Source organism: Helcobacillus massiliensis (genome assembly GCF_014191425.1).
Classification (GTDB): Bacteria; Actinomycetota; Actinomycetes; order Actinomycetales; family Dermabacteraceae; genus Helcobacillus; species Helcobacillus massiliensis.
Genome location: NZ_JACHWP010000002.1, coordinates 27,955 through 54,513 on the forward strand (window position 1 = coordinate 27,955; position 26,559 = coordinate 54,513).

The 26,559-nt window shown below is 69.5% G+C and carries 27 protein-coding genes; 15 read left to right on the plus strand and 12 right to left on the minus strand.

Translation table 11 applies throughout. From position 1 onward, the window contains the following. Positions 1–6 precede the first annotated feature (6 nt). Positions 7–870, plus strand: coding sequence for a poly(ethylene terephthalate) hydrolase family protein (locus FHX50_RS05660; protein WP_183375459.1), 864 nt, complete (start codon positions 7–9; stop codon positions 868–870). Between the two features lie 81 nt (positions 871–951). Here FHX50_RS05660 and FHX50_RS05665 read toward each other — a convergent pair whose 3' ends face one another. Further along, positions 952–1,797, minus strand: a complete 846-nt coding sequence (locus tag FHX50_RS05665; protein ID WP_183375461.1) for a hypothetical protein — start codon at positions 1,795–1,797, stop codon at positions 952–954. Between the two features lie 511 nt (positions 1,798–2,308). Continuing rightward, positions 2,309–3,373 carry a 4-hydroxy-3-methylbut-2-enyl diphosphate reductase gene (locus FHX50_RS05670; RefSeq protein WP_183375463.1) on the minus strand — a complete coding sequence of 355 codons (1,065 nt, stop codon included), beginning with the start codon at positions 3,371–3,373 and terminating at the stop codon, positions 2,309–2,311. Positions 3,374–3,505: 132 nt separating this feature from the next. Here FHX50_RS05670 and yedE point away from each other — a divergent pair, with 132 nt between their 5' ends. The 5 genes from yedE (at position 3,506) to FHX50_RS05695 (ending at position 7,831) form a co-directional block, all read left to right on the plus strand. Next, a complete protein-coding gene (yedE, locus tag FHX50_RS05675; RefSeq protein ID WP_183375465.1) occupies positions 3,506–4,777 on the plus strand; it encodes a selenium metabolism membrane protein YedE/FdhT in 1,272 nt (423 codons plus the stop codon). Continuing rightward, positions 4,774–5,106, plus strand: a complete 333-nt coding sequence (yedF, locus tag FHX50_RS05680) for a sulfurtransferase-like selenium metabolism protein YedF (RefSeq protein WP_183375467.1) — start codon at positions 4,774–4,776, stop codon at positions 5,104–5,106. Before yedE ends, yedF begins: the two co-directional genes overlap by 4 nt. A 57-nt stretch (positions 5,107–5,163) precedes the next feature. Beyond that, on the plus strand, positions 5,164–6,459 hold the full coding sequence (gene xseA, locus FHX50_RS05685; RefSeq protein ID WP_183375469.1) for an exodeoxyribonuclease VII large subunit: 1,296 nt from the start codon (positions 5,164–5,166) through the stop codon (positions 6,457–6,459). Then, entirely contained in the window at positions 6,456–6,722 is a 267-nt protein-coding gene (locus FHX50_RS05690) for an exodeoxyribonuclease VII small subunit (RefSeq protein ID WP_183375471.1), read from the plus strand. The genes xseA and FHX50_RS05690 overlap by 4 nt, the downstream gene beginning before the upstream one ends. 137 nt (positions 6,723–6,859) lie before the next feature. Then, positions 6,860–7,831: a diaminopimelate dehydrogenase gene (locus FHX50_RS05695; protein WP_183375473.1), complete on the plus strand. Its 972-nt coding sequence runs from the start codon at positions 6,860–6,862 to the stop codon at positions 7,829–7,831. An 18-nt stretch (positions 7,832–7,849) separates the two neighbouring features. Here FHX50_RS05695 and FHX50_RS05700 read toward each other — a convergent pair whose 3' ends face one another. Further along, the gene (locus tag FHX50_RS05700; RefSeq protein WP_183375475.1) at positions 7,850–8,440 is read right to left on the minus strand and encodes a DUF4245 family protein; all 591 of its coding nucleotides are present in this window, start codon (positions 8,438–8,440) and stop codon (positions 7,850–7,852) included. Positions 8,441–8,531: 91 nt separating this feature from the next. Between FHX50_RS05700 and FHX50_RS05705 the strand changes: the two genes are divergently transcribed. From FHX50_RS05705 to FHX50_RS05715, 3 genes are all read left to right on the plus strand, one after another. After that, positions 8,532–9,563 (plus strand): carbohydrate kinase family protein, encoded by a 1,032-nt coding sequence (locus FHX50_RS05705; protein ID WP_183375477.1) that lies wholly within the window; start codon positions 8,532–8,534, stop codon positions 9,561–9,563. Further along, the gene (locus tag FHX50_RS05710) at positions 9,560–10,966 is read left to right on the plus strand and encodes a class II fumarate hydratase (RefSeq protein WP_183375479.1); all 1,407 of its coding nucleotides are present in this window, start codon (positions 9,560–9,562) and stop codon (positions 10,964–10,966) included. The genes FHX50_RS05705 and FHX50_RS05710 overlap by 4 nt, the downstream gene beginning before the upstream one ends. Before the next feature lie 225 nt (positions 10,967–11,191). Beyond that, positions 11,192–11,662 (plus strand): hypothetical protein, encoded by a 471-nt coding sequence (locus FHX50_RS05715; RefSeq protein WP_183375481.1) that lies wholly within the window; start codon positions 11,192–11,194, stop codon positions 11,660–11,662. A gap of 115 nt (positions 11,663–11,777) precedes the next feature. Here FHX50_RS05715 and phoH2 read toward each other — a convergent pair whose 3' ends face one another. Both phoH2 and uppS read right to left on the minus strand, forming a co-directional pair. After that, a complete protein-coding gene (gene phoH2, locus FHX50_RS05720) occupies positions 11,778–13,103 on the minus strand; it encodes an RNA 5'-3' helicase PhoH2 (protein WP_183375483.1) in 1,326 nt (441 codons plus the stop codon). Between the two features lie 68 nt (positions 13,104–13,171). Next, a complete protein-coding gene (gene uppS / locus FHX50_RS05725) occupies positions 13,172–13,954 on the minus strand; it encodes a polyprenyl diphosphate synthase (protein WP_259923591.1) in 783 nt (260 codons plus the stop codon). 210 nt (positions 13,955–14,164) lie between these two features. Here uppS and trhA point away from each other — a divergent pair, with 210 nt between their 5' ends. Further along, the gene (trhA, locus tag FHX50_RS05730; protein ID WP_183375494.1) at positions 14,165–14,899 is read left to right on the plus strand and encodes a PAQR family membrane homeostasis protein TrhA; all 735 of its coding nucleotides are present in this window, start codon (positions 14,165–14,167) and stop codon (positions 14,897–14,899) included. A gap of 19 nt (positions 14,900–14,918) precedes the next feature. On the opposite strand, the gene FHX50_RS05735 is transcribed toward trhA, so the two are convergent. Beyond that, positions 14,919–15,290, minus strand: a complete 372-nt coding sequence (locus tag FHX50_RS05735) for a hypothetical protein (RefSeq protein WP_183375496.1) — start codon at positions 15,288–15,290, stop codon at positions 14,919–14,921. Beyond that, a complete protein-coding gene (mca, locus tag FHX50_RS05740) occupies positions 15,290–16,174 on the minus strand; it encodes a mycothiol conjugate amidase Mca (RefSeq protein WP_239374017.1) in 885 nt (294 codons plus the stop codon). Before mca ends, FHX50_RS05735 begins: the two co-directional genes overlap by 1 nt. A 47-nt stretch (positions 16,175–16,221) precedes the next feature. Between mca and FHX50_RS05745 the strand changes: the two genes are divergently transcribed. Continuing rightward, positions 16,222–16,632 (plus strand): DUF4307 domain-containing protein, encoded by a 411-nt coding sequence (locus FHX50_RS05745; RefSeq protein ID WP_183375498.1) that lies wholly within the window; start codon positions 16,222–16,224, stop codon positions 16,630–16,632. A 322-nt stretch (positions 16,633–16,954) separates the two neighbouring features. After that, positions 16,955–17,458 (plus strand): transcription elongation factor GreA, encoded by a 504-nt coding sequence (gene greA, locus FHX50_RS05750; protein WP_183375500.1) that lies wholly within the window; start codon positions 16,955–16,957, stop codon positions 17,456–17,458. Positions 17,459–17,540: 82 nt separating this feature from the next. Here the strand turns inward: greA and FHX50_RS05755 are convergent, their stop codons facing one another. Beyond that, positions 17,541–18,815, minus strand: a complete 1,275-nt coding sequence (locus FHX50_RS05755; RefSeq protein ID WP_183375501.1) for an AI-2E family transporter — start codon at positions 18,813–18,815, stop codon at positions 17,541–17,543. A gap of 176 nt (positions 18,816–18,991) precedes the next feature. On the opposite strand from FHX50_RS05755, the gene FHX50_RS05760 reads away from it, so the two are divergent. From FHX50_RS05760 to FHX50_RS05770, 3 genes are read left to right on the plus strand one after another with little or no spacing between them, the layout of a single operon-like run. Continuing rightward, positions 18,992–20,137, plus strand: a complete 1,146-nt coding sequence (locus FHX50_RS05760; RefSeq protein ID WP_183375502.1) for a glutamate--cysteine ligase — start codon at positions 18,992–18,994, stop codon at positions 20,135–20,137. A 53-nt stretch (positions 20,138–20,190) separates the two neighbouring features. Next, complete coding sequence (locus tag FHX50_RS05765) at positions 20,191–20,946, plus strand: ABC transporter ATP-binding protein (RefSeq protein WP_183375503.1); 756 nt, start codon at positions 20,191–20,193, stop codon at positions 20,944–20,946. Further along, positions 20,931–22,679 (plus strand): hypothetical protein, encoded by a 1,749-nt coding sequence (locus tag FHX50_RS05770; protein WP_183375504.1) that lies wholly within the window; start codon positions 20,931–20,933, stop codon positions 22,677–22,679. The genes FHX50_RS05765 and FHX50_RS05770 overlap by 16 nt, the downstream gene beginning before the upstream one ends. Before the next feature lie 7 nt (positions 22,680–22,686). Here the strand turns inward: FHX50_RS05770 and FHX50_RS05775 are convergent, their stop codons facing one another. From FHX50_RS05775 to FHX50_RS05790, 4 genes are read right to left on the minus strand one after another with little or no spacing between them, the layout of a single operon-like run. Then, positions 22,687–23,154 carry a GNAT family N-acetyltransferase gene (locus FHX50_RS05775; protein ID WP_183375505.1) on the minus strand — a complete coding sequence of 156 codons (468 nt, stop codon included), beginning with the start codon at positions 23,152–23,154 and terminating at the stop codon, positions 22,687–22,689. Continuing rightward, positions 23,151–23,837, minus strand: coding sequence for a tRNA (adenosine(37)-N6)-threonylcarbamoyltransferase complex dimerization subunit type 1 TsaB (tsaB, locus tag FHX50_RS05780; RefSeq protein WP_183375507.1), 687 nt, complete (start codon positions 23,835–23,837; stop codon positions 23,151–23,153). The genes FHX50_RS05775 and tsaB overlap by 4 nt, the downstream gene beginning before the upstream one ends. Beyond that, a complete protein-coding gene (alr, locus tag FHX50_RS05785) occupies positions 23,834–26,134 on the minus strand; it encodes an alanine racemase (RefSeq protein WP_183375509.1) in 2,301 nt (766 codons plus the stop codon). The genes tsaB and alr overlap by 4 nt, the downstream gene beginning before the upstream one ends. After that, complete coding sequence (locus tag FHX50_RS05790; RefSeq protein WP_183375511.1) at positions 26,127–26,558, minus strand: holo-ACP synthase; 432 nt, start codon at positions 26,556–26,558, stop codon at positions 26,127–26,129. The genes alr and FHX50_RS05790 overlap by 8 nt, the downstream gene beginning before the upstream one ends. Position 26,559: the final 1 nt, after the last annotated feature.

Consider the following 26,559-nt stretch of genomic DNA (forward strand, 5'->3'; position numbering starts at 1 on the left):
AATCCCGTGACCCGCTCATCCCTCCTGACCACCATCACCTCCCGAACCGCCGCAGTCCTCGCCGCCGGCGCCCTCGCGTTCTCCGGGGCCGCCCTCACCCCCACCGCTGCGAACGCGGCCGAACACGGCGACGCCCCCACCCAGGAATCCATCACCAAGGACGGCCCGTACGAGGTCACCTCCACCAAGCTCAAGGCGGGTGAGTTCTCCGGCTTCGGCGGCGGCACCCTCTTCTACCCCGCGAACCCGAAGGACGGTGAGAAGTACGGCCTGGTCGTCGCCATGCCCGGATTCCTCGAGCCGGGCTCGGTGAACGAAGTCACCGCCAAGCGCCTCGCCTCCCACGGCTTCATCGTGCTGCAGGCCAACACCTACACCGGCTTCGAACAGCCGCAGCAGCGGGCCACCATGGCCGTGCGCGCCATGGAGTCGGGTCTCAAGCATCCCGCGATCCAGAAGATCGTCGATAAGGACCGCACCGCGCTCATCGGCCACTCCATGGGAGGCGGCGGTGTCCTCTACGCCGCGCAGGCCCGCGAGTTCGATGCCGTCATCGCCGTGCACCCGTGGGCGCAGACCGGCTTCCCCCGCGTCAACGAACCCACCCTCGTGGTGGGCGGCATGCTCGACAACGTCGCCCCCTACGCGCAGTACACCCTGCCGATCTACGGCTCCCTCACCGGCGCGAAGGACCGCTACCTCATCAACCACCTCACCGGCACCCACTGGGCCGGCAATGTGGACGACCCCGCCCTGCAGGGCCGCATGCTGTCCTTCATGAAGGTGCATGTGGACGGCGACGAGCGCTACGCCGAACTGCTCTGCCAGGACGCCCTGCCGTCCACCACGTTCCGCTCCCCCAGCTGCTGATCCGCTGTCGGGCGCGGCAGCCCGCACACGACGAAGGGCCCCGCAGGTCCGTTACCTGCGGGGCCCTTCGCGTTCGGTCCATCAGGCGGACGTGTACACCACCGTTCCCCAGGGCGATATCACCGTGGTCCGGTACTGGGCGTAGGTTCGTTTGGGGAATGACCCCTCAGGGCGGTGCTCCGGATAGCGGATGTCGAAGGTGACCGCATCCGACCCGTCGTGTTCGTTGTCCACGGGATTGGTCAGTTCGATGACCCATTTCCAGCCGTGGCGACCATCCGCCGTGGTGTAAGGGACACCCGTGAACGACTCTTTGCCGGTGTTGACGCCTGCACCACTGAATTCGTTGGCCTTGAGGAAGTCGTAGTAGGAATCCGGATTGTTCGGCCGGTAGTCGCGCAGCAGAACATCCGGCCAAGCTGCACCGTAGGTGTCAGGACCGTAGCGCGTGCCGTCATGAGTGAAGGTGGTGTGCTCCTGACCAGCGACGCGCGGCTGGGGCGCGTAGGAGTCCTTCCCGCCGATGTTCTCGATGAAGATCTCGATGACATCGCCCTTGCCCACGGCACCGGGCGCCTCGGCCTTGTTGCCGTTGTAGTTGCCCGTGCTCTGATCCGGATAGATCGGATCCCATGCGCTGGCCTTCCTGGTCAGCGGGTTGGCGGTCTGTGACGCAGGAGTCTCGTTGGTGACAGCCACCGTGCCGGACGGCCGTGTCGTGGGGTAGATGACCCAGGGCTGCAGGATGGTAGCAGCTCCTTTGTACTGGTTACTTGCACGCCAGGTGTTCGACCAGGGGGCTGCCACAAGCGTCCCAGTACCGGGAACAGGGCTGCCAGCGTAGGCAGGAGCCATCGTGGAGACAGCGATGACAGGGGCCGCCCAGGTCGCGCCCTTCAACAGATTCCGTCGGCCGGTAGTGGTCACGGTGAACCCTTTCTGTGTCTTCAGCGCACCTCGATCGAGCCCGATTCAGGAGCGGCGCGCTCCTCCTGACCGCGTAGTAGGTCCTTGACCAAACCGAAGGTAGATTACAGAGGCGTGACGCGGTCGTCAACGCTCTGCTCGGCGCCCGGCGGAGGCGTCTCTGCGCCACTCGCGCCACCGACTCGATATGTGAGACCGCCCCGGCGGGAACACTTCCGCATCCAGAGCCCTTCTCCGCACGAAACCCCAGGCCAGGACTGCTTTCACCTCTCTTGGGTTCATTGGGACGATCGTCCGAACAGAGCCGTACAATCGAATGAGGAAACTATTCAGTTAGCACCGATCCTGACGTCACCGGCCGCCGCGTAGCCCTGCCCGCTGCTGACCACTCGTCTCAGCGCCCGCGCCGAGCTCAGCAGACAACAACGAAGGACCCCACCGATCGGTGGGGTCCTTCTCTCGTCTGCGTCCCGTTCAACCGCGGTCAGCGTGCACGACGGGCGGGGTCAGCTCACTGTGCGTCGGCACCCGTCGGCGCAGCTCCCCGGCCGGACAGCGGCGACTGGTCCGCCGCATCCCGCATGTCCCGCTGCGGGCGCTCACGACGGTCATCGGCTCCCTGCGCCTTCATCTCCTGGCGCAGCTCGCGCGGCAGGGAGAACATCAGGTCCTCCTGCGCGGTGCGGACACGCTCCACCGTGCCGTAGCCGCGTTCGGCGAGCTCCTTCAGCAGCGCCTGCACCAGCACCTCCGGCACGGACGCCCCCGAGGTGACTCCCACAGTGGTGACGCCCTCGAACCATTCGTCCTTCAGTTCGCTGATGAAGTCGATGCGGTGCGCGTCCTTCGCACCGTTCTCCTTCGCGACCTCCATCAGGCGTACGGAGTTGGAGGAGTTCGCGGAGCCGACCACGAGCACGAGGTCGGAGTCGGGCGCGATCTTCTTCACCGCGACCTGGCGGTTCTGGGTGGCGTAGCAGATGTCGTCCGACGGCGGGGACTGGAGGTTCGGGAAGCGCTCACGCAGCCGCTCCACCGTCTCCATCGTCTCGTCCACGCTGAGGGTGGTCTGGCTCAGCCACACCACCTTGTCCGGGTCGCGCACCTGAATCGCGTCGAGGTCGTCACGCGAATCCACGATCTGCACGTGATCAGGGGCCTCACCAGCGGTTCCCTCGACCTCTTCGTGACCGGCGTGGCCCACAAGGAGGATGTCGTAGCCGGCCTTCGCGAAGCGGACAGCTTCCTTGTGCACCTTCGTCACCAGTGGGCAGGTCGCGTCGATCGTGCGCAGGCCCCGCTCCTCGGCGGCTTCGCGCACAGCCGGGGAGATGCCGTGGGCGGAGAAGATGACGAGGGACCCCTCCGGGATCTCGTCGACCTCCTCGACGAACACGGCGCCGCGCTCACGCAGGGAGTCCACCACGAACTTGTTGTGGACGATCTCGTGGCGCACGTACACGGTTTCGTCGAAATGCTCGAGCGCCCGCTCGACGGCCACAACGGCCCGGTCAACGCCCGCGCAATACCCGCGGGGCTCTGCAAGAAGAACACGCTGATCAGTCACGCCCACCATCCTACGGACCACGAGGTGGGAACCCCAGCCGAAGCGAGCTGGCCCACCAGCGCGGACACACCGGGCCGGATCCCAGCCCCCTCCCGACCGTCTACAATCGACTTCGTCCCCTCGGCCCGCTTCGGAGACTCCGTGACATCATCGCCTCCTCCTCGAGCATCCCACCGCTCCTACGACTCCGTTCTGCGCGCCCGCGTGGGCCTGCCGCCCGGCCCCGTGTTCGCCGCCCTCGGCGCACTCAGCGCCGCCTACTTCGCGATCACCGGAACCGTCTGGGCCGTGACCGGTGAGTTCACCCGCCTGGGCGGACATGCCGTTGAGCTCCTCGGCGCCGACCCCGGTTCGTGGACCTACTACCAGGAGGTCACCGCGTTGGAGGGCGGCCCCCTGGACCGCACCGACGGCTGGATCGTCATCGCCATGCTCGCGGGGTCCCTCCTCGCAGCACTCTGGGCAGACGACTTCCGCGTCCGGACCCCGCCGCTGCGCCGCCGGTTCCCCCAGGCACTCGCCGGCGGCATCGTCGCCGGGTTCGGAGCCCGCCTCGCCTTCGGCTGCAACCTCGCCGCCATGTTCACCGGCATTCCGCAGTTCTCCCTGCACGCCTGGCTGTTCACCCTCACCACCGCGATCGGCACCTGGTTGGGTGTTCAGCTGATCCGACAGCGCTGGTGGCGCGGCCCCACTCGCCCTGTCCCCGCGTCCGCGCGCCAGCACCTCACCGCTGAGCAGAACCGGCGCCGACGGGTCCGCCACCTGTCCGCGTTCACGGTCATCGTGGCGGCTCTGGCCGCAGCGTGCCTGCTGTACCTGCTCACCGAGCGGCCCCTGCTGGCCGTCGCCGTGGTGTTCGGCACCGTGTTCGGCGCGCTCATTCAGCGGGGTCAGATCTGCTTCACCGCGGCGTTCCGCGACCTTTGGGTCACGCGGAAGACCAAGCTCTCCGACGCGCTCGTGATCGGCCTGGCGACCGCCGTCATCACCACCTTCGTGGTTCTGCTGGTGACCGGAATGGACCCGCTGACCAAGCCCGCCGGGTGGGGCACCGTCATCGGCGGCACCCTGTTCGGCCTCGGCATCGTCATGGCCGGAGCGTGCGAAACCGGCATGATGTACCGCGCGATGGAAGGGCAGACAGTGGCGTGGGTGGCGTTCGGCGGCAATGTCATCGGCGCCACCGTCCTCGCCTACGGCTGGGACCACTGGGGCATCCACCGCCATCTGGTCGCCTCCGCTCCCCCGGTCAGTCTGACGAGCTTCGGCGGCCTGTGGGGAGCCCTTGTGATCTCACTGGTTCTGCTGGCGCTGTGGTGGCTGGCGATGTCGCCGCGCCGCACCAGTCGCCTCAGCCGTCTCAACGCTGAGGGATCCGCCCCGGCAGAGAGAGAGGAGGTCGCCGCATGAGTTCCTCGTTCCGCACCGCGGACTACTCGCTGGACCTGCGCGGCGAGTCCTGCCCCTACCCTGTGATCCACACCCTCGAAGCACTGCACGGCCTGCGGCCCGGGGAGACGATCGAAATCTCCACCGACTGCCCGCAGGCGTACCGCAACGTGCCCGACGACGCACGCGCCGCGGGCCACGAGCTGCTCGGGGAACCCGTGAAGGAGGGCGCCACGATGCTGTTCGTGTTCCGCCGCGGTGACGCCGTGCTCGGCCGCCACCTCACCGAGGAGAAGCCGCGCCGCCGCTTCGGCTTCCTGCGGGGCCGACGGCATCAACACGAGCAGTGATCCACGCTCCTTCGAGGAGCACCGCGCAGCACGGGGCGGCGTGGCAGAGTAGAGGCCATGACTGAGCCCCCGCAGCAGTTGGCCGCGACCGCCGCCGAAACCACCCCGGAGAATCCGTGGCCGGTGCGGCTGCTCAGTGTCAACGTGCGCGACTACATCAACCGCATGTCGCCCCTGTGGGTGATCGGCGAACTCGTGCAGGTGAACATGCGCCGCGGAGCCGGCCTGCACTTCCTGACCCTGCGCGACACCGACACCGACGCCTCCTTCACCGTCCCCGTTCGGGAGAACGTCCTCCAGCAGTCCGGGATGGAGCCGACCCAGGGCGCGACCGTTGTGGTGCGGTGCAAGCCCACCTTCTGGAGCAAGCGCGGCACCCTGCAGTTGGAAGCGTCCGATATCCGCCCCGTCGGGCTCGGTGAGCTGCTCGCCCGCCTGGAGAAGCTGAAGCGCACCCTTGCGGCGGAGGGCCTGTTCGACCGGGGCCGGAAGAAGCCGTTGCCGTTCCTGCCGCACACCATCGGCCTGATCTGCGGGCGCGCCTCCGCCGCCGAACGGGACGTGGTGGTCAACGCGGAGAAGCGGTGGCCCGCCGTTCGATTCGAGATCCGCGAAGTCGCCGTCCAGGGCACCAAAGCGGTCAGCGAGGTGAGCGCGGCACTGCGCGAACTCGAAGCGCGCCCCGAGGTGGAGGTCATCATCATCTCCCGCGGCGGCGGCTCCATGGAGGATCTGCTGCCATTCTCCGACGAGTCCCTCGTGCGCCTCGCCGCCGGCGCCGCCACGCCGATCATCTCCGCCATCGGCCACGAAGTGGACACTCCCCTGCTGGACCTCGTGGCGGATGTGCGCGCGTCCACGCCGACGGATGCCGCGAAGATCGCGGTGCCGGACATGATGGCCGAACGCGAGCACGTGGAGCTGGCCCGCACCCGCCTCAGGTCCGCTCTGCGCGCCCGCATCGACCGGGACGCACAGAACCTGCAGGCGCTGCGTTCCCGGCCCGTGTTCGCCCAGCCGCACACCATGCTCGGTGCGCGATCCGATGAGCTGCGCTCCCAGATGTCGATGGTGCGCACCATCATCCATGCGCGCCTGCAGCGCGCCGGTGACGAGATCACGCACCTGCGGCGGCAGGCGCGGAGCCTGTCACCGCTGGAGACGATGCGGCGCGGCTACGCGGCCGTGCAGCTGAGCGATGGCACCGTCATCACCGACCCCGTCAGCGCCCCCGACGGCACCCGCCTGTCCATCCGCATGGCCGAGGGCCGCATCGGTGCGGTCAGCACCGGCTCTGATGACCGCACGGCACCCGTCGGCCCCACTGATTCACCCGAGGAGGACCCCGCATGAGCACCAGCACCCCCGACGACCCCCAGTCCCCCGAGCTGCCGGAGGATATCCGCGCGCTCGGCTACGAGCAGGCGCGCGACGAACTCGTCGGCATCGTCCAGCGCCTCGAATCCGGGCAGGGCGGGCTGGAGGAGTCCATCGCACTGTGGGAGCGCGGCGAACTGCTGTCCACGCGCTGCCAGCAGTGGCTCGACGGCGCCCGCGAGCGCCTCGACGCCGCCGTGCAGCGCCAGCAGGCGCAGAGCACCGACCAGCAGAACTGACCCGCAGCAGTGCCGACCGGCAGCCGTGTCCGGCCGGCGTCGCCGCTGCGGCAGGGCGCGGCCCGCTCAACGGTGCGCGTCTCACTCCCACCGGGCGCCTTTGGCGAGCGAGTACGGCTGGGGCATAGGGTCGTGCCATGACTGAAACGAAGCGGATCCGCGCCGCCATCGCGGGCTACGGCAACCTCGGACGCAGCGCGGAGAAGCTCATCCGCGCCCAGGACGACATGGACCTGGTGGGCATCTTCTCCCGCCGCAGCTCCCTGGACACCGACGCTCCCGTGTTCCCCGCCGATTCCGCGGCCCAGCACGCCGACGACATCGACGTGGTGCTGCTCTGCCTCGGCTCCGCCACCGACATCCCCGAGCAGGCCACCGGCTGGGCGGAGCTGTTCACCACCGTGGACACCTACGACAACCACGCCGACATCCCCGGCCACCGCGCCCGCATGGACGCCGCGGCCCGTGCGAACGGCCACACGGCGATGGTCGGAACCGGATGGGACCCGGGCCTGTTCTCCGTGAACCGCACCATGGCCGAAGCCCTGTTCCCCAGCGCGCAGCAGAACACCTTCTGGGGCCTCGGCGCCTCCCAGGGCCACTCGGATGCGGTCCGACGGGTGCCGGGTGTGCAGCGCGCCGTGCAGTACACGATCCCGTCGGACGACGCCCTGCAGGCCGCCCGCCGCGGTGACGGCGCCGACATCACCGCGCACACCGCTCACCGCCGCGAAGTGGTTGCGGTGGCGGAGGAGTCCGAGCAGGAGCGGATCCGCGAGCAGATCGTGACGATGCCGAACTACTTCGAGCCGTACGAGACCACGGTCGAGTTCGTCAGCGTCGAGGAGTTCGAGAAGAACCATCAGGGGCTGCCGCACGGCGGCCGCGTCATCACCACCGGTGACCTCGGCGGTTCGCTGTCCACGGTGGAGTTCTCCCTGGAGCTGGAGCGCAACCCGGACTTCACCGCGGCCGCGCAGGTCGCCTACGCCCGCGCCGCCGCCCGTATGAACCGCTCGGGCCAGGTCGGTGCGTTCACCGTGCTGGAGGTGGCGCCGTACCTGCTGTCGCCGATTCCGCTGGATGAGCTGATCGCCCGCGACGTCTGAGAGTGCGCCCTCGGCGCGTCACTGCGCGGTTCTCGCCGCCTTCTCGGCGAAGGCGGCCGTGTCCTCCCGGTTCGTTCCCCCGTAGACCACGAAACCGGAGTCGCCGGTGTCGCAGCCGAGGGCGATGCGCTTGTCGTCGCCGTCGAACCATTCGCAGTCGGCGCCGCCGATCTGCTGCTCCTCACCACTGGCTCGGTATTCCCCGCCCATCAGCTGGGTGATCGCGGGCCCGTATTCGGATCCCTGCACGAAGGTCAGCAGTTCGCCGCTCGCTGAGCGCTGCTGCACGGTCCACGTGCCGGACTCACCGGAGCCGCCCTGCCGCGCTTTGATGGGCCGCCACCCCTCCCCCATCTCGGGCTTCGCCACGGGGAACGGGAGTGTCTCCTGGGCGCGGCCGGCGGACTCGGCGATGTTCACGGTGGTGACGGACCCGGCCGACGGCTTCTGCTCATTGTCACGGCCCAGCCCCACCACGGCCACGGCGATGATCGCCACCAGGATGAGGTTCAGGCCCATGGCCCACGCCATGTTCTTGACGGAGGTGTTCTTCTTCGTGGGCAGTTCCCGCTTCTTCGGCGGCGCCTGATCAAGCGATGGGTCGGACATGGCTGACATTGTGACAGCACCACCGGGCGGTGGGCGACTCCGTGCGACCCGCTCCACGAACCGCCGAGCCGGTGAGACAATCACCGGTGTGATGACTGATTCCTCTTCCGACCAGCACCCCGTGCAGATCCTGACCATCGGCGAGGCCCTCACCGACATCGTCCACCGCCCCGGCCAACCCCCCGAGGAGCACCCCGGCGGCTCTCCGATGAACGTGGCGGTCGCGCTGGGGCGCCTCGGCCACGACTCGCACCTGCTCACCCACCTCGGCACCGATGAGCGCGGCAGGCGGATCCGCACCCACCTCGCCGACTCGCGCGTCACGCTCACAGCCGGATCCGTGCAGGAGGGCGCCACCTCCACCGCCCGCGCCGACATCGCAGAGGACGGCGCCGCCGAATACGAGTTCGACCTCGACTGGTCCCCGAACCCCGTCGGCCTCCCCGACTCCCCCGCAGCGGTGCACACCTCCTCCATCGCCGCCACCCGCTCCCCGGGCGCTTCCGTGGTGCGCGAGCAGATCCAGCGCCTCCGCCCCCACGCGCTGATCTCCTACGACCCCAACGCCCGCCCCGCCCTCATGGGCGAAGCAGCCGATGTCCGCGGCGTCATCGAAGCGAACGCCGCTCTCGCCGACGTGGTCAAGGCGTCCGACGAGGATCTCCAGTGGCTGTACGGCGCCGGCGAGGAGGAGCGCGCGTGTGCGGCGTTCCTGCAGCGCGGTGCGCTCCTGGCCGTCCTCACCCGCGGGGCCGACGGAGCCACCGCGTTCACCGCTGCCGGCCGCATCGACGTGCCCGGTGCTCCCACCGACGTCGCGGACACCATCGGGGCGGGCGACACCTTCTCCGCCGGCCTGATCGACGGCCTGGTGCGGCTCGGTGTGCTGACTCCGTCGGCCGGCGGCGCTGCCGACGGGGCGGGCGAGGCCGCCCGTGAGCGCCTCACCGCCCTCGGCGCCGAGCAGGTGACGGCCCTTGTCCGGCATGCCGCTCAACTCGCGTCGGTGACGGTGAGCCGCACCGGCGCGAACCCGCCGTGGCTGCACGAGATCGGGGATAGGCTGGATGGGTCGCTCGCCGGCCCCTCCGGCACCAGCACCAGTAAGAAAGTTGAGCAATGACGCAGGCTGACCAGACTGACTACCGCATCGAGCACGACACGATGGGCGAGGTGCGGGTGCCCGCTTCGGCCCTGTACCGCGCGCAGACCCAGCGCGCCGTGGAGAACTTCCCGATCTCCGGCCAGGGGCTCGAAGCCGCCCACATCCACGCCCTCGCCGAGGTGAAGAAGGCCGCGGCCCGCGCCAACGCCGAGCTCGGCACCGTGGACCAGCAGATCGCCGACGCCATCGTCGCCGCGGCCGATGAGGTCATCAGCGGTGAGCACGACGACCAGTTCCCGATCGACGTCTATCAGACCGGCTCCGGCACGTCCTCGAACATGAACATGAACGAGGTGCTGGCGACCCTCGCCTCGAAGGCGTCCGGCCTGGAGGTCCACCCGAACGACCACGTCAACGCCTCCCAGTCCTCCAACGACGTCTTCCCGACGTCCGTGCACGTCGCCGTCACCGCGTCCGTGGTGCGCAACCTGCTGCCCGCGCTCGACCACCTCGCCACCGCGTTCGAGGACAAGGCCGAGAAGTGGAAGTCCGTGGTGAAGGCCGGCCGCACCCACATGATGGATGCGACCCCGGTGACCCTCGGTCAGGAGTTCGGCGGCTATGCCGCTCAGATGCGCTACGGCATCGAGCGCGTCGAAGCGGCTCTGCCGCGCACCGCTGAGGTGCCGCTGGGCGGCACCGCCGTCGGCACCGGCATCAACACCCCGGTCGGCTTCCCGCAGGCCGTCATCAAGCACCTCGGCGGCCAGACCGACCTGCCGCTGACCGAGGCCCGCAACCACTTCGAAGCGCAGTCCGCCCGCGACGGCCTCGTGGAGATGTCCGGTGCGCTGCGCACCATCGCGGTGTCCCTGACGAAGATCAACACTGACCTGCGCTGGATGGGCTCCGGACCGAACACCGGCCTCGGCGAGATCGCCATCCCGGACCTGCAGCCCGGCTCCTCCATCATGCCCGGCAAGGTGAACCCGGTGGTGCCGGAGGCCATGATGATGGTGTGCGCGAAGGTCGTCGGCAACGACGCCGCCGTCGCCTGGGGCGGCAGCCAGGGCGTGTTCGAGCTCAACGTGCAGATCCCCCTCATGGGCACCTGCGTGCTCGAGTCGATCCGCCTGCTCTCCAACGCGATGCGGGTGCTCGCGGACAAGACCGTGGACGGTCTCGTCGCCAACGAGGAGAAGGCCCGCTTCTACGCGGAGGCCAGCCCGTCGATCGTGACGCCGCTGAACAAGCTGATCGGCTACGAGAGCGCCGCGAAGATCGCAAAGCACGCCGTCGCGGAGCGCATCAGCGTCCGCGAGGCCGCCCTCGACCTCGGCTTCGTGGAGCGCGGCGAGCTGACCGAAGAGCAGCTCGATGATGCTCTGGACGTGCTGTCGATGACCGCGCCGAAGGCCTGATAGCCCAGCGCTGGTCACCCGGCGCCGAATCCACCAGCGGCCGCCTGCAGGGATTCTGACGGCGGCCGCTGCGCTGTTCCCGGCAGCGGAGGAGCCCCGTACGCCGCCGCGAAGGACCCGTGCTGCGAGGCTCCGAACCGTGCACGTTCATAGAATCGTGACCTGGGCGGCAGGGCGCTGCCCACCGCGCTGATCCGCGCGGACCGCGTTGGAAGGACTCATCGCATGGCCACCGCAAGCACTCCGTCCCACACCGCCCACCTCGGCGCCGTCGCCGACCGGCAGCCCACCCAGCCCGGCATCGCCCCCTACACCCCCGTGGAGGAGATGGAGTTCGCCGACGGATCCACCGCCCGCTGGGGCGACGGTGACTTCCTGGTCACCCTCGACGTCCTCATCTCCGCCGGCACCGACTCGCAGGCGCTGAGCGACGCTGCGGACCGCATGGATCAGAGGTTCCGCACCCTCACCCAGAACCCGGAGCACCCGGACACAGGCCGTCACGGCCTCGACGGCGGAGCGTCACTGGAATGGACGGAGCACCCGTCGGGCACCGCCCTGGAGGCGAGGATCACCTCCGGCGGCGAGGACGGCCTGGACTCCGCCGAGGCCGCCTACGAGTGGCTGGTGTCCCACTGCGAGGGCCACACCCTGACCGTCACCTACGGCGAGACCTGGACCCACCGCAAGGGCTGAGCGCCCACCACAGCACCTGGCGAGCCGAGCAGCCGCATCTCATCATCGCGACGAGGTGCGGCTGCTGTGCACGCAGCCGGCGGCTCACCACCGTGATCATGCTCGAGCGCTCCGATCAGGGAGCCGGCTGGTCGAGGACACGGGTGACGAGCTCCGCCACCGGGGAGCGCTCGGAGCGTCGCAGCGTCACGTGTGCGAACAGCTCCTCGCCCTTCAGCGCCTCCACGACCGATGCGATGCCATCGAAGCGGCCCACCCTGAGGTTGTCGCGCTGGGCGACGTCGTGGGTGAGGACCACGCGGGAGTTCTGACCCACACGGCTCATCATCGACAGCAGCACGCCTCGCTCCAGCGACTGCGCTTCGTCCACGATCACGAACGCGTCGTGGAGGGAGCGGCCGCGGATGTGGGTCAGCGGCAGCACTTCGAGCATGCCGCGGGAGATGACCTCATCCACGATCGAGTCGGACACCATCGAGCCGAGGGTGTCGAACACGGCCTGCGCCCACGGCCCCATCTTCTCGTCCTGGTCGCCGGGGAGGTACCCGAGCTCCTGCCCGCCCACCGGGAACAGGGGGCGGAACACCATGATGCGGCGCTGGGTGCGGCGCTCCATCACGGCTTCGAGGCCGGCGCAGAGGGCGAGGGCGCTCTTGCCGGTGCCGGCACGGCCGCCGAGCGACACGATGGAGACGGCGTCATCCAGCAGCAGGTCCACCGCGATGCGCTGCTCCGCGGAGCGGCCGGTGACGCCGAACAGGGTCTGATCCGGGGGGATGACCCGCATCTGGTTCATGTGGACCACCCGGCCGAGGGCGTTGCCGCGACCGGAGTGGATCTTCAGACCGGTGTGCAGCGGCAGGTCCCGCTTGTCCTCCGGCAGGTCGATCGTTTCGCCGGCCCACAGGCCCTGCATGTCGTCGTCGCTGATGTGGACCTCTTCGATGCCGGTGTAGCCGGCGTCGTGGGCGAGCTCCGCGCGGTACTCCTCGGCGCGCAGGCCGGAGGCGCTGGCCTTGATGCGCATCGGGACGTCCTTGGAGACGAGGGTGACCTCGTGCCCTTCGTCGAGGAGGTTCTTGGCGGCGGCGAGGATGCGGGTGTCGTTGTCGGCGAGGCGGAAGCCCGGCGGGAGGCTGGAGGTGTCCTGGTGGTTCAGCTCCACGCGCAGGGTTCCGCCCTCATCGGAGATGGGGACGGCGGTGGCGAGGGACCCGTGCTTCTCGCGGAGGCGGTCCAGCGAGCGCAGCGCCTTGCGGGCGAAGAACCCGAGGTCGGGGTGGTGGCGCTTGGCCTCCAGCTCCGTGATCACAATGATCGGGAGCACGATCTCGTGCTCTGCGAAGCGGTACAGTGCGCCTGGGTCCGAGAGGAGGACTGAGGTGTCCAGAACATAGATCATGCCCTGAGCGTAGGTCGGCGCGAAGGGGCTCCCGGACATGTCCCGGTGGGCGCCGATGAGAGTTCATGGGGGCTTGGGCCCCGGTTAACCGGGGCGGTGGGCCGGGTTCAGGCTCCGTAGCGGCGGTCGCGGCCGGCGAACTCCTCGAGGGCCGCATCCAGGTCCTGCTCGCTGAAGTCCGGCCAGAGCGTCTGGGTGAACACCAGCTCGGTGTGGACGCACTCCCACAGCAGGAACCCGGACAGGCGCTCCTCACCGGAAGTGCGGATGATGAGGTCCGGGTCGGGCTGGCCGGCGGTGTACAGGTGGTCGGCGACGTCCTGTTCGCTCAGGCGCGCGATCGCCTCCATCGGGTCGGCGCCGGCGGCGACGGCATCGCGCAGCGACGTGCGCACGGCGTCGACGATTTCGCGGCGGCCGCCGTACCCGACCGCGAGGTTCACCTGCATGTCCCGGCGGATGTCTGCGCCGTCGATCGCGGCGCCGATCCGCTGGCGGGAGGCGGCGGGGATCAGGCTGAGGTCGCCGATGATGCGGATGCTGAACCCGTCGGCCGCGATGTCCTCCACGGTCGCGGCGATGATCCCGAACAGCGCCTGGAGCTCGTCGGCGGGGCGGTTCGCGTTGTCGGTGGACAGCATCCAGATGGTGCCCAGGGCGATGCCGCGCTCGTCCATCCAGCGCAGCACATCGCTGATGCGGCGGGCGCCCTCCCGGTGGCCATCGGCGGTGGAGAGGCCGCGGCCCTGCGCCCACCGGCGGTTGCCGTCGATGATGACCCCGACGTGCTCGGGCGCGGTGCTCGCAGCCGGCGCTGCCGGCTCCTCGGCGCCGCGGGCGTGCTGCGGTCCAGCCGCTCGGGTGCGGGGCGCGCTGGCGGGTGCTGCCACGGGTCCTCCTGTCGGCGCGTCGGATGGGGTGGGGCCCATTCTTCCCGATCGGGGCGGCCGACGGGTGCCGCTCCCCCATCCGTGCCCCGGGCGTGCACAACATGCTCACAAAAAAAGGGGGGCCGGGGCCGCTGAGCGGACGGGCGTGCACCGCGGACCAGGCGGTGGTCCCCGGCGGCCGGGCGGGGTGCGGTCGGCTAATATGACCACATGGTCACCACACCGCACGAGGGGTCCCACCCCGTTGTTTCGGCGCGCGCCGGAGCGAACCGGGCGCGCGACTTCGCCGCGCAGAAGTTCAGCATCGCCGCGGGTGTGGTGCCGAAGCCGAAGCTGCGCGGCTGGATCCACCTGTTCGCGTTCCCCAGCGCCATGATCGCCGGGCTGATCCTGGTGGCCCTCGGCGGGAGCCTCGCGGCCCGCCTGTCCACTGTGGTGTTCATCGCGACGGCCGGTCTGCTGTTCGGCGTCTCCGCCACGTACCACCGCGGCACCTGGGCGCCGAAGCGGGCCCTGATGCTCAAGCGGTTCGACCACGCGAACATCTTCATGATCATCGCCGGCACGTACACCCCGATCGCGGTGTCACTGCTCAACCGGCATGACGCCACAGTGCTGCTGTCCGTTGCGTGGGCGGGCGCCGCGCTCGGTGTCGCGTTCCGCCTGCTGTGGACCGGTGCGCCGCGCTGGCTGTACGTGCCGGCGTACGTGGCGCTCGGCTGGGTGGCCGTGCTGTACATGCCGCAGCTGCACGCCGGCGGAGGTTGGCCGGTGGTGGGCCTGCTGATCGGCGGCGGCATCGCCTACACGCTCGGTGCGGTGGTCTACGGACTGAAGCGGCCGGACCCGGTGCCGGAGGTGTTCGGCTTCCACGAGATCTTCCACAGCTTCACCGTGATCGGCTTCGTCTGCCACCTCATCGCGGTGTGGATCTCCGTGGTCTGAGCGAAGGCGCTCAGTCGGATCAGGCGCGGTCCTCGGGGCCGTCGGGAAGGTCCACGTCATTCTCCTCGGACCGGAGCTCGGGGCCTTCGCCCTCGTCAGCAGCGCGCGCGGGCTCAGAGCCCTCGGTGGAGCTTGCCTGCGCATCGCGGGCGGCCATGCGCGCCGCCACGTTCTCCCGCGCCGAGGACCGACGGATGCGGCGGCCCATGTCCCACGCCAGCAGCACAAGAGCGCACGCCATGATGAAGAACACGATGAACCCCGGCAGGCCGGGGGTGATGGTGGCGGCGTTCATGTCCTCCGGCGGGACCGTGGAGGACGGCGACGGCGACGGGGTCGAGTCCGCCAGAACGGTGCCGGCGGTGACGAGCAGGCGATCGGCGATCATCATCACGAACGGAGTCCTTCGAACAGGTCGTCTTCCGGAATCGTCACCGGAATGCGGGAGAAGTGCAGGGTGTAGGCCTCCCACGGCCACACGAGGCGGCGCACCTCATTGGAGACCCAGAAGAACATGCCCTCCGGATCCACCTGGGTGGCGTGCGCCAGAAGCGCCCGGTCGCGGTACTCCAGGTAGTCGGAGACGTCCACCTTGGTGGTGATCGGGTTCTGCCGCAGCCCCTTGTACCAGGACAGGCGCTCCTCGTACGGGGAGTCGAGGCCACGCTCCAGGTAGTACTCGTGGAACTCGTTCGCCTCCACCGCCGACATGCTCATGTTGTAGTACAGCTTCGAGATCTCCCACGGCTCGCCGAGCTCCGGCCGATAGGTGGGATCGGCGGCGAGCTCCCACGCCAGGATCGAGATCTTGTGGGTCATGATGTGGTCCGGGTGCGGGTAGTGCCCGTTCTCGTCATACGTGGTGAGCACGTGCGGGCGGCGCTCACGGATCAGCTGCACGAGGGGGCGTGCCGCCTCTTCGGTGCGCAGGAGCGCGAAGCACCCGTCGGGCAGGTCGGGGACGGGGTCCCCTTCGGGCAGGCCGGAGTCCACAAAGCCGAGCCACACGTGGTCGGCGCCGAGGACGTCGCGGGCCGCTTCCATTTCGCGGCGGCGCACGGCCGTGAGGTCCGCGAGCGCGTCGGGGTCATCCGCCATCGCGGGGTTGAGGATGTCTCCGCGTTCGCCGCCGGTGCAGGTGACGATGGTGACGTCCACCCCCTCGTGCACATATTTGGCGACGGCTGCCGCACCCTTGGACGCTTCGTCATCCGGGTGGGCGTGCACGGCCATCATGCGCAGCTTCTCGCGTGCGGGGCGGCTGTCAGCGCTCAATGTCTCTCCTAGCAGCAGAGGTCCTGGTCCCATGACACAATAGCCGCATGCACGCCACCGAGTCCCGTTCCGAACGCCTGGCAGAGCGCTACGGCACGTCTCGCTCCGCTGGCCGCACCCTCGCCGCCCGGATCGGCATCGGGATCCTCGCTCTGGTGTTCCTCGCGACCGTCATCTGGGTGGGTCTGGTGGTCTCCTCCTCATCTCCGGTGAAGGTCACCACCACCGGCTACACCCACGTGTCCGATACGCAGATGCGGGTGAGCTTCGAGCTGAACACGAAGCCCGGCACCGCGGTGCGCTGCAGTGTGGAGGCGCTGAACGGGAACCGCGGCCAGGTGGGCTTCACCTCGGTGGAGGTTCCGCAGCAGAGTGAGCGGGTCTCCCACCATTCGGTGGTGGTGACCACTCAGCAGCCGGCGGTGTCCGGCGTCGTGAAGTCCTGCACTCCCCTCTGATCCGCACCTGCGCGTCCGCGCTGCGCCCGTGCCGGGCCGCGCGCCCGGATCCCTGTCCGCTCGCGGGAGTCCACCCCGTCGGCCGACGGGTTCTGTGACGAGGATCAGGGTCATTCGGACACATGTGCGCTACAATGGTCGTCAACGCGGAAGCGAAACCTCAGGACGCATGCTTCGTCATGTGTCCTTTTTCGTTGGCATGCTGACCGCGATGCCGCGGGCGCACGGCCGCCCTCCCGCCGCACAGATGCGAGGGAGCTGTCGTGGGTGCGCACCGCCACTCAGACTCGACTGTCCATTGAACTGACCCAGGAGAACAACGATGAGCGAGAACCAGCAGGGTGCCTGGCTGACCCAGGACGCCTTCGACCGACTCGAGGCAGAGCTTGCGGAGCTCGAGGGTCCGCGCCGCTCCGAGATCGTGGAGCGCATCTCCGCTGCTCGCGACGAGGGCGACCTCAAGGAGAACGGCGGCTACCACGCCGCCCGTGAGGAGCTCGGCAAGCTGGAGGGCCGCATCGAGGAGCTCACCCACCTGCTGAAGACCGCGGTGGTCGGCGAGACCCCGAAGGATGACGGCGTGGTGGAGCCCGGCATGGTCGTCACCGTGGAGATGGCCGGCAAGGAGCGCACCTTCCTGCTCGGCAACCGCGAGATCGCCGACGATGACGAGACCCTGGAGGTGTTCTCCTCCGAGTCGCCGCTCGGTCAGGCCATCTCCGGCTCCAGCGTCGGCCAGAAGATCGACTACACCGCACCGAACGGCAAGTCGATCCCCGTCACGATCGTGCGCTGCAGCCCGTACGATCCGAAGCGCGCCAAGTGACGCACCGATGAACTGACGAGCAGAAGGGCCGCATCCCCACGGATGCGGCCCTTCTGCTCTGTCGGCGGCTGGTTCGCCGGTGTCAGGACTGGTCAGCGGCGTGCACACCGGTCGCCAGGAACTCCTTGTGGCGCCGCTCCAGTTCCCTGTAGTGCTGCTGCGCGGTCTCGTCCACGCCGAGGTCCGGGGCGGGGTCACGGCCGGTGAAGAAGAGGTACAGCGCGTTGATGAACGCCAGGAACGGGATCGCGAACAGGGCGCCCGTGATGCCGGCGATCATCGCGCCGCCCGCGACGCCGAGGAACACGGCCAGGGGGTGGAGCTCCACAGCGTGTCCCATCAGCAGGGGCTGCAGCACGTTGGATTCGAGCTGCTGCACCAGGATCACCACGCCCACCATGATGAGCGCGATGATCGGGCCCTGCAGCACAAGGGCGATGAGGCAGGCGATCGCACCGGAGGCGACCGCACCGACCAGCGGCACGAAGCTGAACAGGAACACGATCAGCCAGATCGGCACCGCATACGGAGTCAGCGGGGCGGAGCTCGGAGCACCGGTGGCGCTGAGCACCAGGTCGATGATCACGAAGCCGAGTGCGATGCCGGTGGCATCCACAGCCGCCACCAGCACCTGGGTGCGCACGTAGGCGCTCAGCGCCTTCCAGCCGCGGCGGAAGCCCTCGTGCACGGTCGGGCGGGACTGTGCCGGGAACAGGCCCACGATCCAGCGCCACACGCTGTGGCCGGAGCTGAGCAGGAAGAACAGGGTGAACAGGGCGATCAGCAGGCCGGTGCCGACATTGCCGACCATTGCGGCGGTCGCGACCGCACCGTTGACGATGGCGCCGGAGTTGGCCTGCAGCTTGTCCACCAGTTCACGCTGAGCCTCCGACACGGCCCCGCTGTCGATGTTGAGGGTGGTGGTGGCGAAGTCCCACAGCTGGTTGAAGCCCTTGACGGCGGCATCGGAGATGTCCTGCCAGGACGCGACGAGCTGACGGCCCGCCAGCACGAACATGCCGACCACCACGATGATCAGGCTGAGCAGCGCAATGGCGGCCGCGGCGGCGCGCGGAAGGAACGTGTGCTGTGTGAGCATCCGCACCAGGGGGTTCAGCAGGGAGGTGAGGAGGATCGCGACCAGGACGGGGATCACCAGTCCGGACAGCATCCCCATGCCCTTCACGATGAGCCAGAGGCTGGCGACGATGACGATGAACCGCCACGCCCAGGCCCCGGCCCGGCGGATGCCGAGGGGAATCTCACGGGTCTCCTGACCGGCCGCGCCCTGGATCGAGGTGACCGGCTGCGCCAGGCGCTGGACCTGCCGCTGACGCGAACGCTTGGCTGCTTGCATGGAATCATGCTCCTTCATCTGCGGGAGGCCATCCTACCGCTGGGGCCCGTGGTGTCCGGACCCCATCGGCCGCCCACCGCGACGTGCTGACGCGAGGCGGCGCATACGGCGCCACAGGCGATTATGACAGAACGGACACGGCGTCCTCATGAGGGCCGATGATGGACAATGGCACCATGACCATCAACATCGCCCCCTCCCAGCGCTCCACGGTCGGCATCGAATGGGAGATGCTGCTCGTGGATCGGGACTCCGGTGAGTCGCGCCAGTGCGCGCCGTCGCTGCTGCAGTCCGTCCGTGACGTCCACGCGGGCACCTCCGGTGTGGTCGGCGAACTGCTGCAGAACACCGTGGAACTCGTCACCGACGTGTGCAGCACCGTCGCCGAAGCCGGTGAGGACCTCGCCCGCTCCCTGCAGCGCGTCCGCGAAGCGGGCGAACCCCTGCGGGTGGACGTCACCAGCATGGGCGCGCACCCCTACTCGCGGTGGGCCGACCAGATGGTGACCGACGATGCCCGCTACTCCACTCTCGTGGACCGCACCCAGTGGTGGGGCCGGCAGATGACGATCTACGGCGTGCACGTGCACGTCGGCATCGACCACCCGGCGAAGATGCTGCCGATCACCAACGCGCTGCTCACGTACCTCCCCCACCTGCTGTGCCTGTCGGCCTCCTCCCCCTACTGGCAGGGCGAGGAGACCAGCTACGCCTCCAACCGGTCCCTCATGTTCCAGCAGCTGCCGACAGCGGGCCTGCCGCACATGTTCACCGAATGGCCGCAGTACGAGGCGTACATCAACGACATGACCACGATGGGGGTGATCGAGGAGGTCAACGAGATCCGCTGGGACATCCGGCCGGTCGCCGCCTTCGGCACCATCGAAGTGCGGGTCAGCGACGGACTGCCGTCCCTGCAGGAGGTCCTCGCCGTCGCCTCCCTCGTGCAGTGCCTCGTGGACGACTTCAGTGAGCGCCTCGACCGCGGAGAGGAGCTGCCGGTGATGGCGCCGTGGCAGATCGCGGAGAACAAGTGGCGCGCCGCCCGGTACGGGATGGACGCGATCCTCGTGCTCGACCGCAACAACCGCGAAGAGCTGATCACGGACGCCCTGCCGGAGCTGATGGACCGCCTCGCCCCCGTTGCTGAACGCCTGGGGTGCACGCGCGAGTTCGAGGGGCTGAACCGCATCACCGAACTCGGTGCGTCCTATCAGCGACAGCGGGAAGTGGCGCACCAGCGGGGCCTGCCCGCGGTGGTCAAGCACCTCGTGGCCGAGACGGACGCCGGTCATCCGCTCGCACCAGAGCAGACCGCCTGATCTGCGACCTTCGGACGACGGATCGGCCGGTGGCTGCTTCCTAGACTGAGAGCATGACCGATGCTGCTCTTCAGATGCAGGGCCTGCAGAAATCCTTCGCCGGTGTCCCTGTCGTCCACGACCTGTCCCTGTCCATTCCCCGCGGCTCGCTCTACGCGATCGTCGGCCCGAACGGCGCCGGCAAGACCACTGCCCTGTCGATGGCCACGGGTCTGCTGCGGCCCGATGCGGGCACCGCGCTGATCCTCGGCACCGATGTGTGGCAGCAGCCGACGGAGGCGAAGCGCCAGGTGGGCGTCCTCGCGGACGGCCTGCCCGTGTTCGACCGCCTCACCGGCCGCGAACTGCTCACCTACACCGGTCTGATCCGCGGCATCGATCCCGCGACAGTGGAGCAGCGCACCGATTCGCTCCTGGCAACCCTCGGCCTCGCCGATGCCGAGGGCAAACTGATCGTCGACTACTCCGCCGGTATGACGAAGAAGATCCTTCTGGCGAACGCGCTGCTGCACGCGCCGCGTCTGCTGGTGCTGGATGAGCCGCTCGAAGCGGTGGACCCGGTCTCAGCGCAGACGATCCGCTCCGTGCTGTCCAGCTATGTCGCCTCCGGCGGCACCGTGGTGATCTCTTCCCACGTGATGGAACTGGTGGAGGGGCTGTGCAGCCACGTCGCCATCATCACCGACGGCGCTGTCCGCACCGCTGGCACCCTCGATGAGGTCCGCGCCGGCGGCACCCTGCAGGAACGCTTCCTCGAACTCGCCGGCGGTCAGGCCTCCCAGGGGGATCTGTCGTGGCTGAACCAGTGACCCCCGCTCCCGCCGAGGGCGGCTCCTCCGCTGCCGTGCACACCGCCGGGCCCGTTCCGCTGCCCGGCGAGGGCGGCGACGCGCCCGCGAACGGGAAGGCGCCGTCGCTGACACCGCTGCTGATGAAGCTGCGGTGGACGATCACGCTGCGCCGCGCCCGCGCCACGCTCGCCGCCACGATCGGCGGCGCGATCGGTGTGCTGTATGCGCTGGGCGCGCTCGCGTTCGGCGGCCCCGCCCTGATCACGTCCGCGTCGGTGTCGGAGATCGGCGGGGCGTTCGCGCCGACCGCGGTCGGCATCGGCGCGCTGCTCGTGCTCGCCTGGCTGCTCGCACCGGCCGTGGTCTCCGGCGCTGAGGACGCGCTCTCGCCCGCGAAGTTCGCGATCCTGGGCCGACGCGGCCGCGACCTCCAGCTGCCGATGCTGATCGCATCGCTCATCTCCCCCGCGATCATCCTGACCGCGCTGGCGATCGGTGTGCTCGGCGCCGCGCAGACGGTCATGCTGGTGCGGTTCCTCGCGGAGCGGCCCGCCGGTGCGATCAGCGGACTGGTGCTGCTTCTGCCGTCCCTGCTGGCAGGCCTGGCGATCTGCATTCTGCTGCCGCGCGCGATCGACGCGTTCCGCTCCACCCGCCAGTCCAGTCGTCGCAGCCGCGAGCTCGCGACAGGTCTCGGCATCATCGGCCTCCTGGTGGGGATGTACGGGTTCTCCCTCATCTCCAACGCGATCGCGGAGAGCCCGTCGGTCATCGACACGATCGTCCACTACGCCCTGCTGGTCCTGGGCGTCATCGCCTGGACCCCGCTGGGGGCGCCGTTCGCGATCCCGATGGACCTGCTGGAGGGCCGGTACGCGGCCGCTGTGGTGCGGATGCTGATCGCCTCGGTGACGATCGCTGTGCTGTGGCTGTGGTGGCGCCGCTCCCTGGAGCTGGCGCTGACGCAGGCGCTGCAGGGCGACAGCGCCGCGAAGTCGGAGAAGGTGACGGCGCTCGTGCCGCGCTTCCTGCGCTCCACGCCGTTCGGAGCATCCGTCGGCCGGTCGCTGAAGTACATGCGCCGCGACGCCCGCTACTCCATGGGCCTGCTGGTCCAGCCGGTGATGGTGGCGTTCATGGTGGGCATGTCGGTGATGTCGAACAATCCGTCGATGTCGATCTTCGCAACCGTGGTGGTGGCGTGGATGGCGGGTCTGCTGATCTACAACGACATCGGGATGGACGGCCCCGCGAACTGGGTGAACATCGTGGCCGGCATCCGCGGCCGCACCACCCTGGCGGCCCGCGCCGGAGTGTCGCTGATGTGGGCGGTTCCGATGCTGATCATCGTGACGGCCGTGATCGGTGTGCTGCACGACCTCGGCGGATACGCGGGTGTTCTGCTGCTGAGCGCGCTGGGCGTTGCCCTGTCGGGGACCGGCATCGGTGTGGCGACGGCCGCGTTCCTTCCGTTCGCGGCGCCGAAGCCCGGCTCGATGAAGAACTCCTCACCGATGGCGGCGTGGCTGCCCACCCTGGTGTCGATGCTGGTGACGTGGCTGCCGATGCTGCCGGCCATGGCGCTGATCGGTGCGAGCTTCGCGTTCGGCCAGTACCTCGCCTGGATCGGTGCCGTGATCGCCCTGGTGCTCGGTGCTGTCACCCTGTGGGCCGGCATCGTGCTCGGCGGGCGTCAGCTGGACCGTCACTGGCCGGAGGTGGCGCAGAAGGTGAAGACCTTCATCGGCTGAGGGGTGCTCAGGCAGTGCGGGGCAGGTCCGCTGCCATGACGATGGCGTCCATGGCGCCGGCCGCGGTCCGGTAGTAGCCGCGGCGCACCCCGAGCTCCTCGTAGCCGGCTTCCCGGTAGAAGGCGCGGGCGCGCTCATTGTCCTCACGGACCTCCAGCAGCATGCGCTCTGCGCCCTCGGACAGCGCGGTCTCCTCCAGGTTCGCCAGCATCGCCTGCCCGATCCCCTGCCCGGGGCGGGTGGTGCCGATGGTGTGCAGGTCCGCGGTGTCGCCGGCGAGCATGATGCCGGCGTAGCCGATGATCTCCTCGCTCTCCGGGTCCACGGCCGCAATGTAGCGGCGGTCGCGGTGGCCGATCTCTTCGGCGAGCATGAAGACGTCCCACGCTTCGTCCGGGAACAGCGCGAGTTCGAGGAACGCGATCGCTTCGATGTCCTCGGGCTCCACGGGGCGCAGCAGCGCCGGGACGCTCATCGCTTCCCGAGCGTGGATTTGCGGCCCGTGGGCTTCGCCGCGTCCGGCTCGCGCAGGTACAGCGGGTCCGTGGAGCCGAGCTCGTCACCGTCGCGCACCTGCTGGTTCGCGGCGCGGATGAGGAAACCGGCATCAACATGCCGCAGGTCCGCGGTCGGCGGCAGCTGCTCGGCGTACAGGTGGGCGCCGGCGCCGACGAGCGCGTCGCACCCCGTCAGTTCAGCGGCTGCATCGGCGGGTGCGGCGACCGTCGGCCCCAGAGTGCGGTGCACACGCACCTGCTCCCCCGCATGCTCGATGCGGTACGCGGCGGCGTACACCTCGCGCCGGCGGGCGTCCAGGGCCACACCGACGGTCCCCGCGAGGGGATCCTGCTCGGCGGCCTGCAGCGCCAGCGCATCCAGGGAGCACAGGCCCCGCAGGCGCAGCCGCAGGACCGCGGCGATCGACCGGGCCGTCACGAGGCCGACCCGCAGGCCGGTGAACGGGCCGGGCCCGCGGCCCACCACGACCTCGGTGAGGTCGGAGCGGGCGGCTCCGGCATCATCCATCGCCGATTGGATCAGCGGCAGCAGCACTTCGTCATGGTGGCGGGCGCGGTCATCGGTGCGCACAGCGAGGATGCGGTCCTCGTCGGCCACCGCGACCGACACGGCACCGGAGGTGTCGATGCCGAGGATCATGCGCTCGTCTCCTGGTGGTGGTCGCGGACTGTCAGGCCGGCCCCGCGGAACCGGTCGGCGAGGTGCGCGAGGTCGATGTCCTCATAGCGCGGCCCCGTCTGGGTGATGACGATGGTGCGCGGCTCCTCCGGGTCATCGACGTCGCCCGCCGGGTCCGCACCCTCGGCGCGGATCAGCTGCACACTGCGGTAGGAATCGGTCAGATGCTCCACCCGGTCGCGGCCCCACTCCACGAGCATGACGGAGTCCTGCAGGTCGGAGTCGAGGTCGAGGTCCTCGATGTCCCAGTCGTCGTCGAGGCGGTAGGCGTCCACGTGGACGAGGCTCGGCCCGTCCCCGAGCGGCGGGTGCACGCGGGAGATGACGAACGTGGGCGAGGCGATGGTGCCGCGCACGTTCATCTGCGATCCGAAGCCCTGCGTGAACGTGGTCTTGCCGGCGCCGAGGGGGCCGTCCAGCACGATCAGGTCACCGGCCTGCGCCTGCTCAGCGAGGATCTGCGCGACTCGGCGGGTCTCCTCGGCCGTGCTGGTGTCGACCTGGACGCTGGTGGCGGTGATGGGGATCTGCGCGGTGTCATCCGCCGGCGAGCCCGCCGCACCGGACGCGTCAGTGCCGGCCGAGGGGGCGGCCGACGGGTCCGTCAGCGTGGACTGGTCCACGATCGTCCACGTCTTCTGCTCCCGCGGTTCCAGTGCGCCGGGCAGGGCGTCGTCGTGGACCGGTGCGGGGCCGGCCTCGTCTGCGATCGGCTCAAGGTTCTCGGTGGGGGGCTCCTGGCCTGTCCGGACGGGGCGCTCCGCGCTGGCTGCAGAGGGGACGGTGACGCGGGTGCCGCCGGTGACCGGCGTCGGCGGGGACTGCACGTAGTCGGCGTCGCTCGAGGCGCCGCCCGGCATCACCGGGGCGGGTGCGGCGTCGGGCGCTGCGGTGGCCCCCGCAGCCGGAGCGTCTCCGACCGCGGTCGGCGCAGGGTCAGCGGGCTCGGTCGGCGCAGCGCCACCCTCAGCGCCGGCCTCAGCGTCAGGGCCGGCAGTCGCGGCGGGGTCAGCGCCCGAGTCAGAGTCACCGGCCGTGGATGAGTCAACTGCGGCGCCGGTGTCCTCGTCCTCGTCGGTCAGGTCGAGGACCACACGGCTCACCCGCGCATTGATCGAGGTCAGCACCTCGTAGGAGATGGTGCCGGCGGCCCTCGCCCAGTCCTCCGCCGTGGGAACGTCCGGGTTCGCGGCCGGGTCACCGAAGATGATCGCCTCATCACCGGCGTGCGCCGTGGAGGAAGGGCCGAGGTCCACCACCATCTGGTCCATGGAGATCCGCCCCACCTGCGGGACCACCTTCATGCCCTCATCGGTGCGGACCGCGACCCAGCCGCGACCGGACGCCGCCCGGTGCAGGCCGTCGCCGTAGCCGATGCTGAGCAGGCCCAGGTCCGTGCTCTCCGCACAGGTGTAGGTGGCGCCGTACCCGGAGGTCTGGCCCGCCTGGACCGTCTTGATCTCCGCCACGCGCGTGGTCAGCGTCATCGCCGGACGCAGGTCCAGGTCCGTCTCCACCGGCGGGTAGCCGTACAGCGCCACGCCCACCCGCGCCATGTCGCAGTGCGTGTCCGGGCGGGTCAGGGCGGCGGCGGAGTTCGCAATGTGGCGCAGCGGGATCGGGCCGACTTCGTCGGCGAGGGCGTCGCACGCCTCTGTGAACACCCGCATCTGCTCATCGATGGAGGGGTCGCCGGGAACGTCAGCGGAATGGAAGTGGCTCATCGCGCCGATCGCATGCAGGTAGTCGCTGCCGCGGATCATCGTCGTCATCTTCGGCAGGTCCTCCGGGAGCACACCGCCGCGGCCCATCCCGGTGTCGATCTTCAGGTGCACACGGGCGCGGCGGTCTGCGGTGCGTCCCGCGTCCGCGACCAGCTCGAGCAGTTCGTAGGAGCCGACGCCGATGTCGATGCCGGCGCTGATCAGCTCCGGCAGCACGTCCAGAGCGGTCGTCGGGTCGAACAGCCAGGTGAGGATCGGAACATCGAACCCGGCGCGTGCCAGGCCGAGCGCGGATCCGGGATGCGCCACCCCGAGCCAGGTGGCGCCGCCGGCGATGGCGGCCTCGGCCGCAGCCATCATGCCGTGGGAGTACCCGTCGGCCTTCACCACCGCCATCAGCGCGGTCTGCTCATCGAGGGCGGAGCGGATCTGCCGGGCGTTGTGCCGGATCGCGTCCTTGGAGATGCGGGCCTTCGGAGGGGCGATACCGGGCTCCTCGGCGAACGGGGCGGGTGACGCTGCGGTCTCAGTCATCGAGTGATTTCCTTCTTTCCGCTGCGACAGATGCCACAGCAAGACGACCGTCATGGCTCAGCGAGAGGTGCAGGGCGCTCACGCCCTCCCGTACGGCGGTGGCCAGCGCGTTGCCGCGCAGAACCAGGTAGGGGCGGTCCGTCGCGGTCTTGCGGACGATGACGTCCTGCCACGAGAGCTCCCCCGGGTTGCCCAGAGCCTTACCGGTCGCTTCCTTCGCGGCGGCGCGGGCCGCCAACGATGCGAGGGACAGTCCGCGCTCTTCGGGCGCGAACAGCCGTTCCTTCAGTCGTGGAGTCCGGGCGAGCATCGCCTCGAACCTGTCGATGTCGACGATGTCCACACCCACCCCGGCGAGCCGGGACTCGGGTTCGGGTTCGAAGGCGAGCTCCTCGCCATCTCGAACGTCGTGGGCCCGTGACATG

Coding starts and splice junctions, on each gene's coding strand:
- FHX50_RS05715 (WP_183375481.1), top strand. CDS start 11,192: ATGGCCACCGCAAGCACTCCGTCCCACACCGCCCACCTCGGCGCCGTC.
- tsaB (WP_183375507.1), bottom strand. CDS start 23,837: ATGATCCTCGGCATCGACACCTCCGGTGCCGTGTCGGTCGCGGTGGCC.
- FHX50_RS05745 (WP_183375498.1), top strand. CDS start 16,222: ATGCACGCCACCGAGTCCCGTTCCGAACGCCTGGCAGAGCGCTACGGC.
- FHX50_RS05755 (WP_183375501.1), bottom strand. CDS start 18,815: ATGCAAGCAGCCAAGCGTTCGCGTCAGCGGCAGGTCCAGCGCCTGGCG.
- FHX50_RS05760 (WP_183375502.1), top strand. CDS start 18,992: ATGACCATCAACATCGCCCCCTCCCAGCGCTCCACGGTCGGCATCGAA.
- alr (WP_183375509.1), bottom strand. CDS start 26,134: ATGACTGAGACCGCAGCGTCACCCGCCCCGTTCGCCGAGGAGCCCGGT.
- FHX50_RS05735 (WP_183375496.1), bottom strand. CDS start 15,290: ATGATGATCGCCGATCGCCTGCTCGTCACCGCCGGCACCGTTCTGGCG.
- trhA (WP_183375494.1), top strand. CDS start 14,165: ATGGTCACCACACCGCACGAGGGGTCCCACCCCGTTGTTTCGGCGCGC.
- FHX50_RS05775 (WP_183375505.1), bottom strand. CDS start 23,154: ATGAGCGTCCCGGCGCTGCTGCGCCCCGTGGAGCCCGAGGACATCGAA.
- FHX50_RS05690 (WP_183375471.1), top strand. CDS start 6,456: ATGAGCACCAGCACCCCCGACGACCCCCAGTCCCCCGAGCTGCCGGAG.
- FHX50_RS05710 (WP_183375479.1), top strand. CDS start 9,560: ATGACGCAGGCTGACCAGACTGACTACCGCATCGAGCACGACACGATG.
- FHX50_RS05695 (WP_183375473.1), top strand. CDS start 6,860: ATGACTGAAACGAAGCGGATCCGCGCCGCCATCGCGGGCTACGGCAAC.
- FHX50_RS05705 (WP_183375477.1), top strand. CDS start 8,532: ATGACTGATTCCTCTTCCGACCAGCACCCCGTGCAGATCCTGACCATC.
- yedF (WP_183375467.1), top strand. CDS start 4,774: ATGAGTTCCTCGTTCCGCACCGCGGACTACTCGCTGGACCTGCGCGGC.
- FHX50_RS05765 (WP_183375503.1), top strand. CDS start 20,191: ATGACCGATGCTGCTCTTCAGATGCAGGGCCTGCAGAAATCCTTCGCC.
- FHX50_RS05700 (WP_183375475.1), bottom strand. CDS start 8,440: ATGTCCGACCCATCGCTTGATCAGGCGCCGCCGAAGAAGCGGGAACTG.
- xseA (WP_183375469.1), top strand. CDS start 5,164: ATGACTGAGCCCCCGCAGCAGTTGGCCGCGACCGCCGCCGAAACCACC.
- FHX50_RS05670 (WP_183375463.1), bottom strand. CDS start 3,373: ATGGTGGGCGTGACTGATCAGCGTGTTCTTCTTGCAGAGCCCCGCGGG.
- FHX50_RS05790 (WP_183375511.1), bottom strand. CDS start 26,558: ATGTCACGGGCCCACGACGTTCGAGATGGCGAGGAGCTCGCCTTCGAA.
- phoH2 (WP_183375483.1), bottom strand. CDS start 13,103: ATGTCCGGGAGCCCCTTCGCGCCGACCTACGCTCAGGGCATGATCTAT.
- greA (WP_183375500.1), top strand. CDS start 16,955: ATGAGCGAGAACCAGCAGGGTGCCTGGCTGACCCAGGACGCCTTCGAC.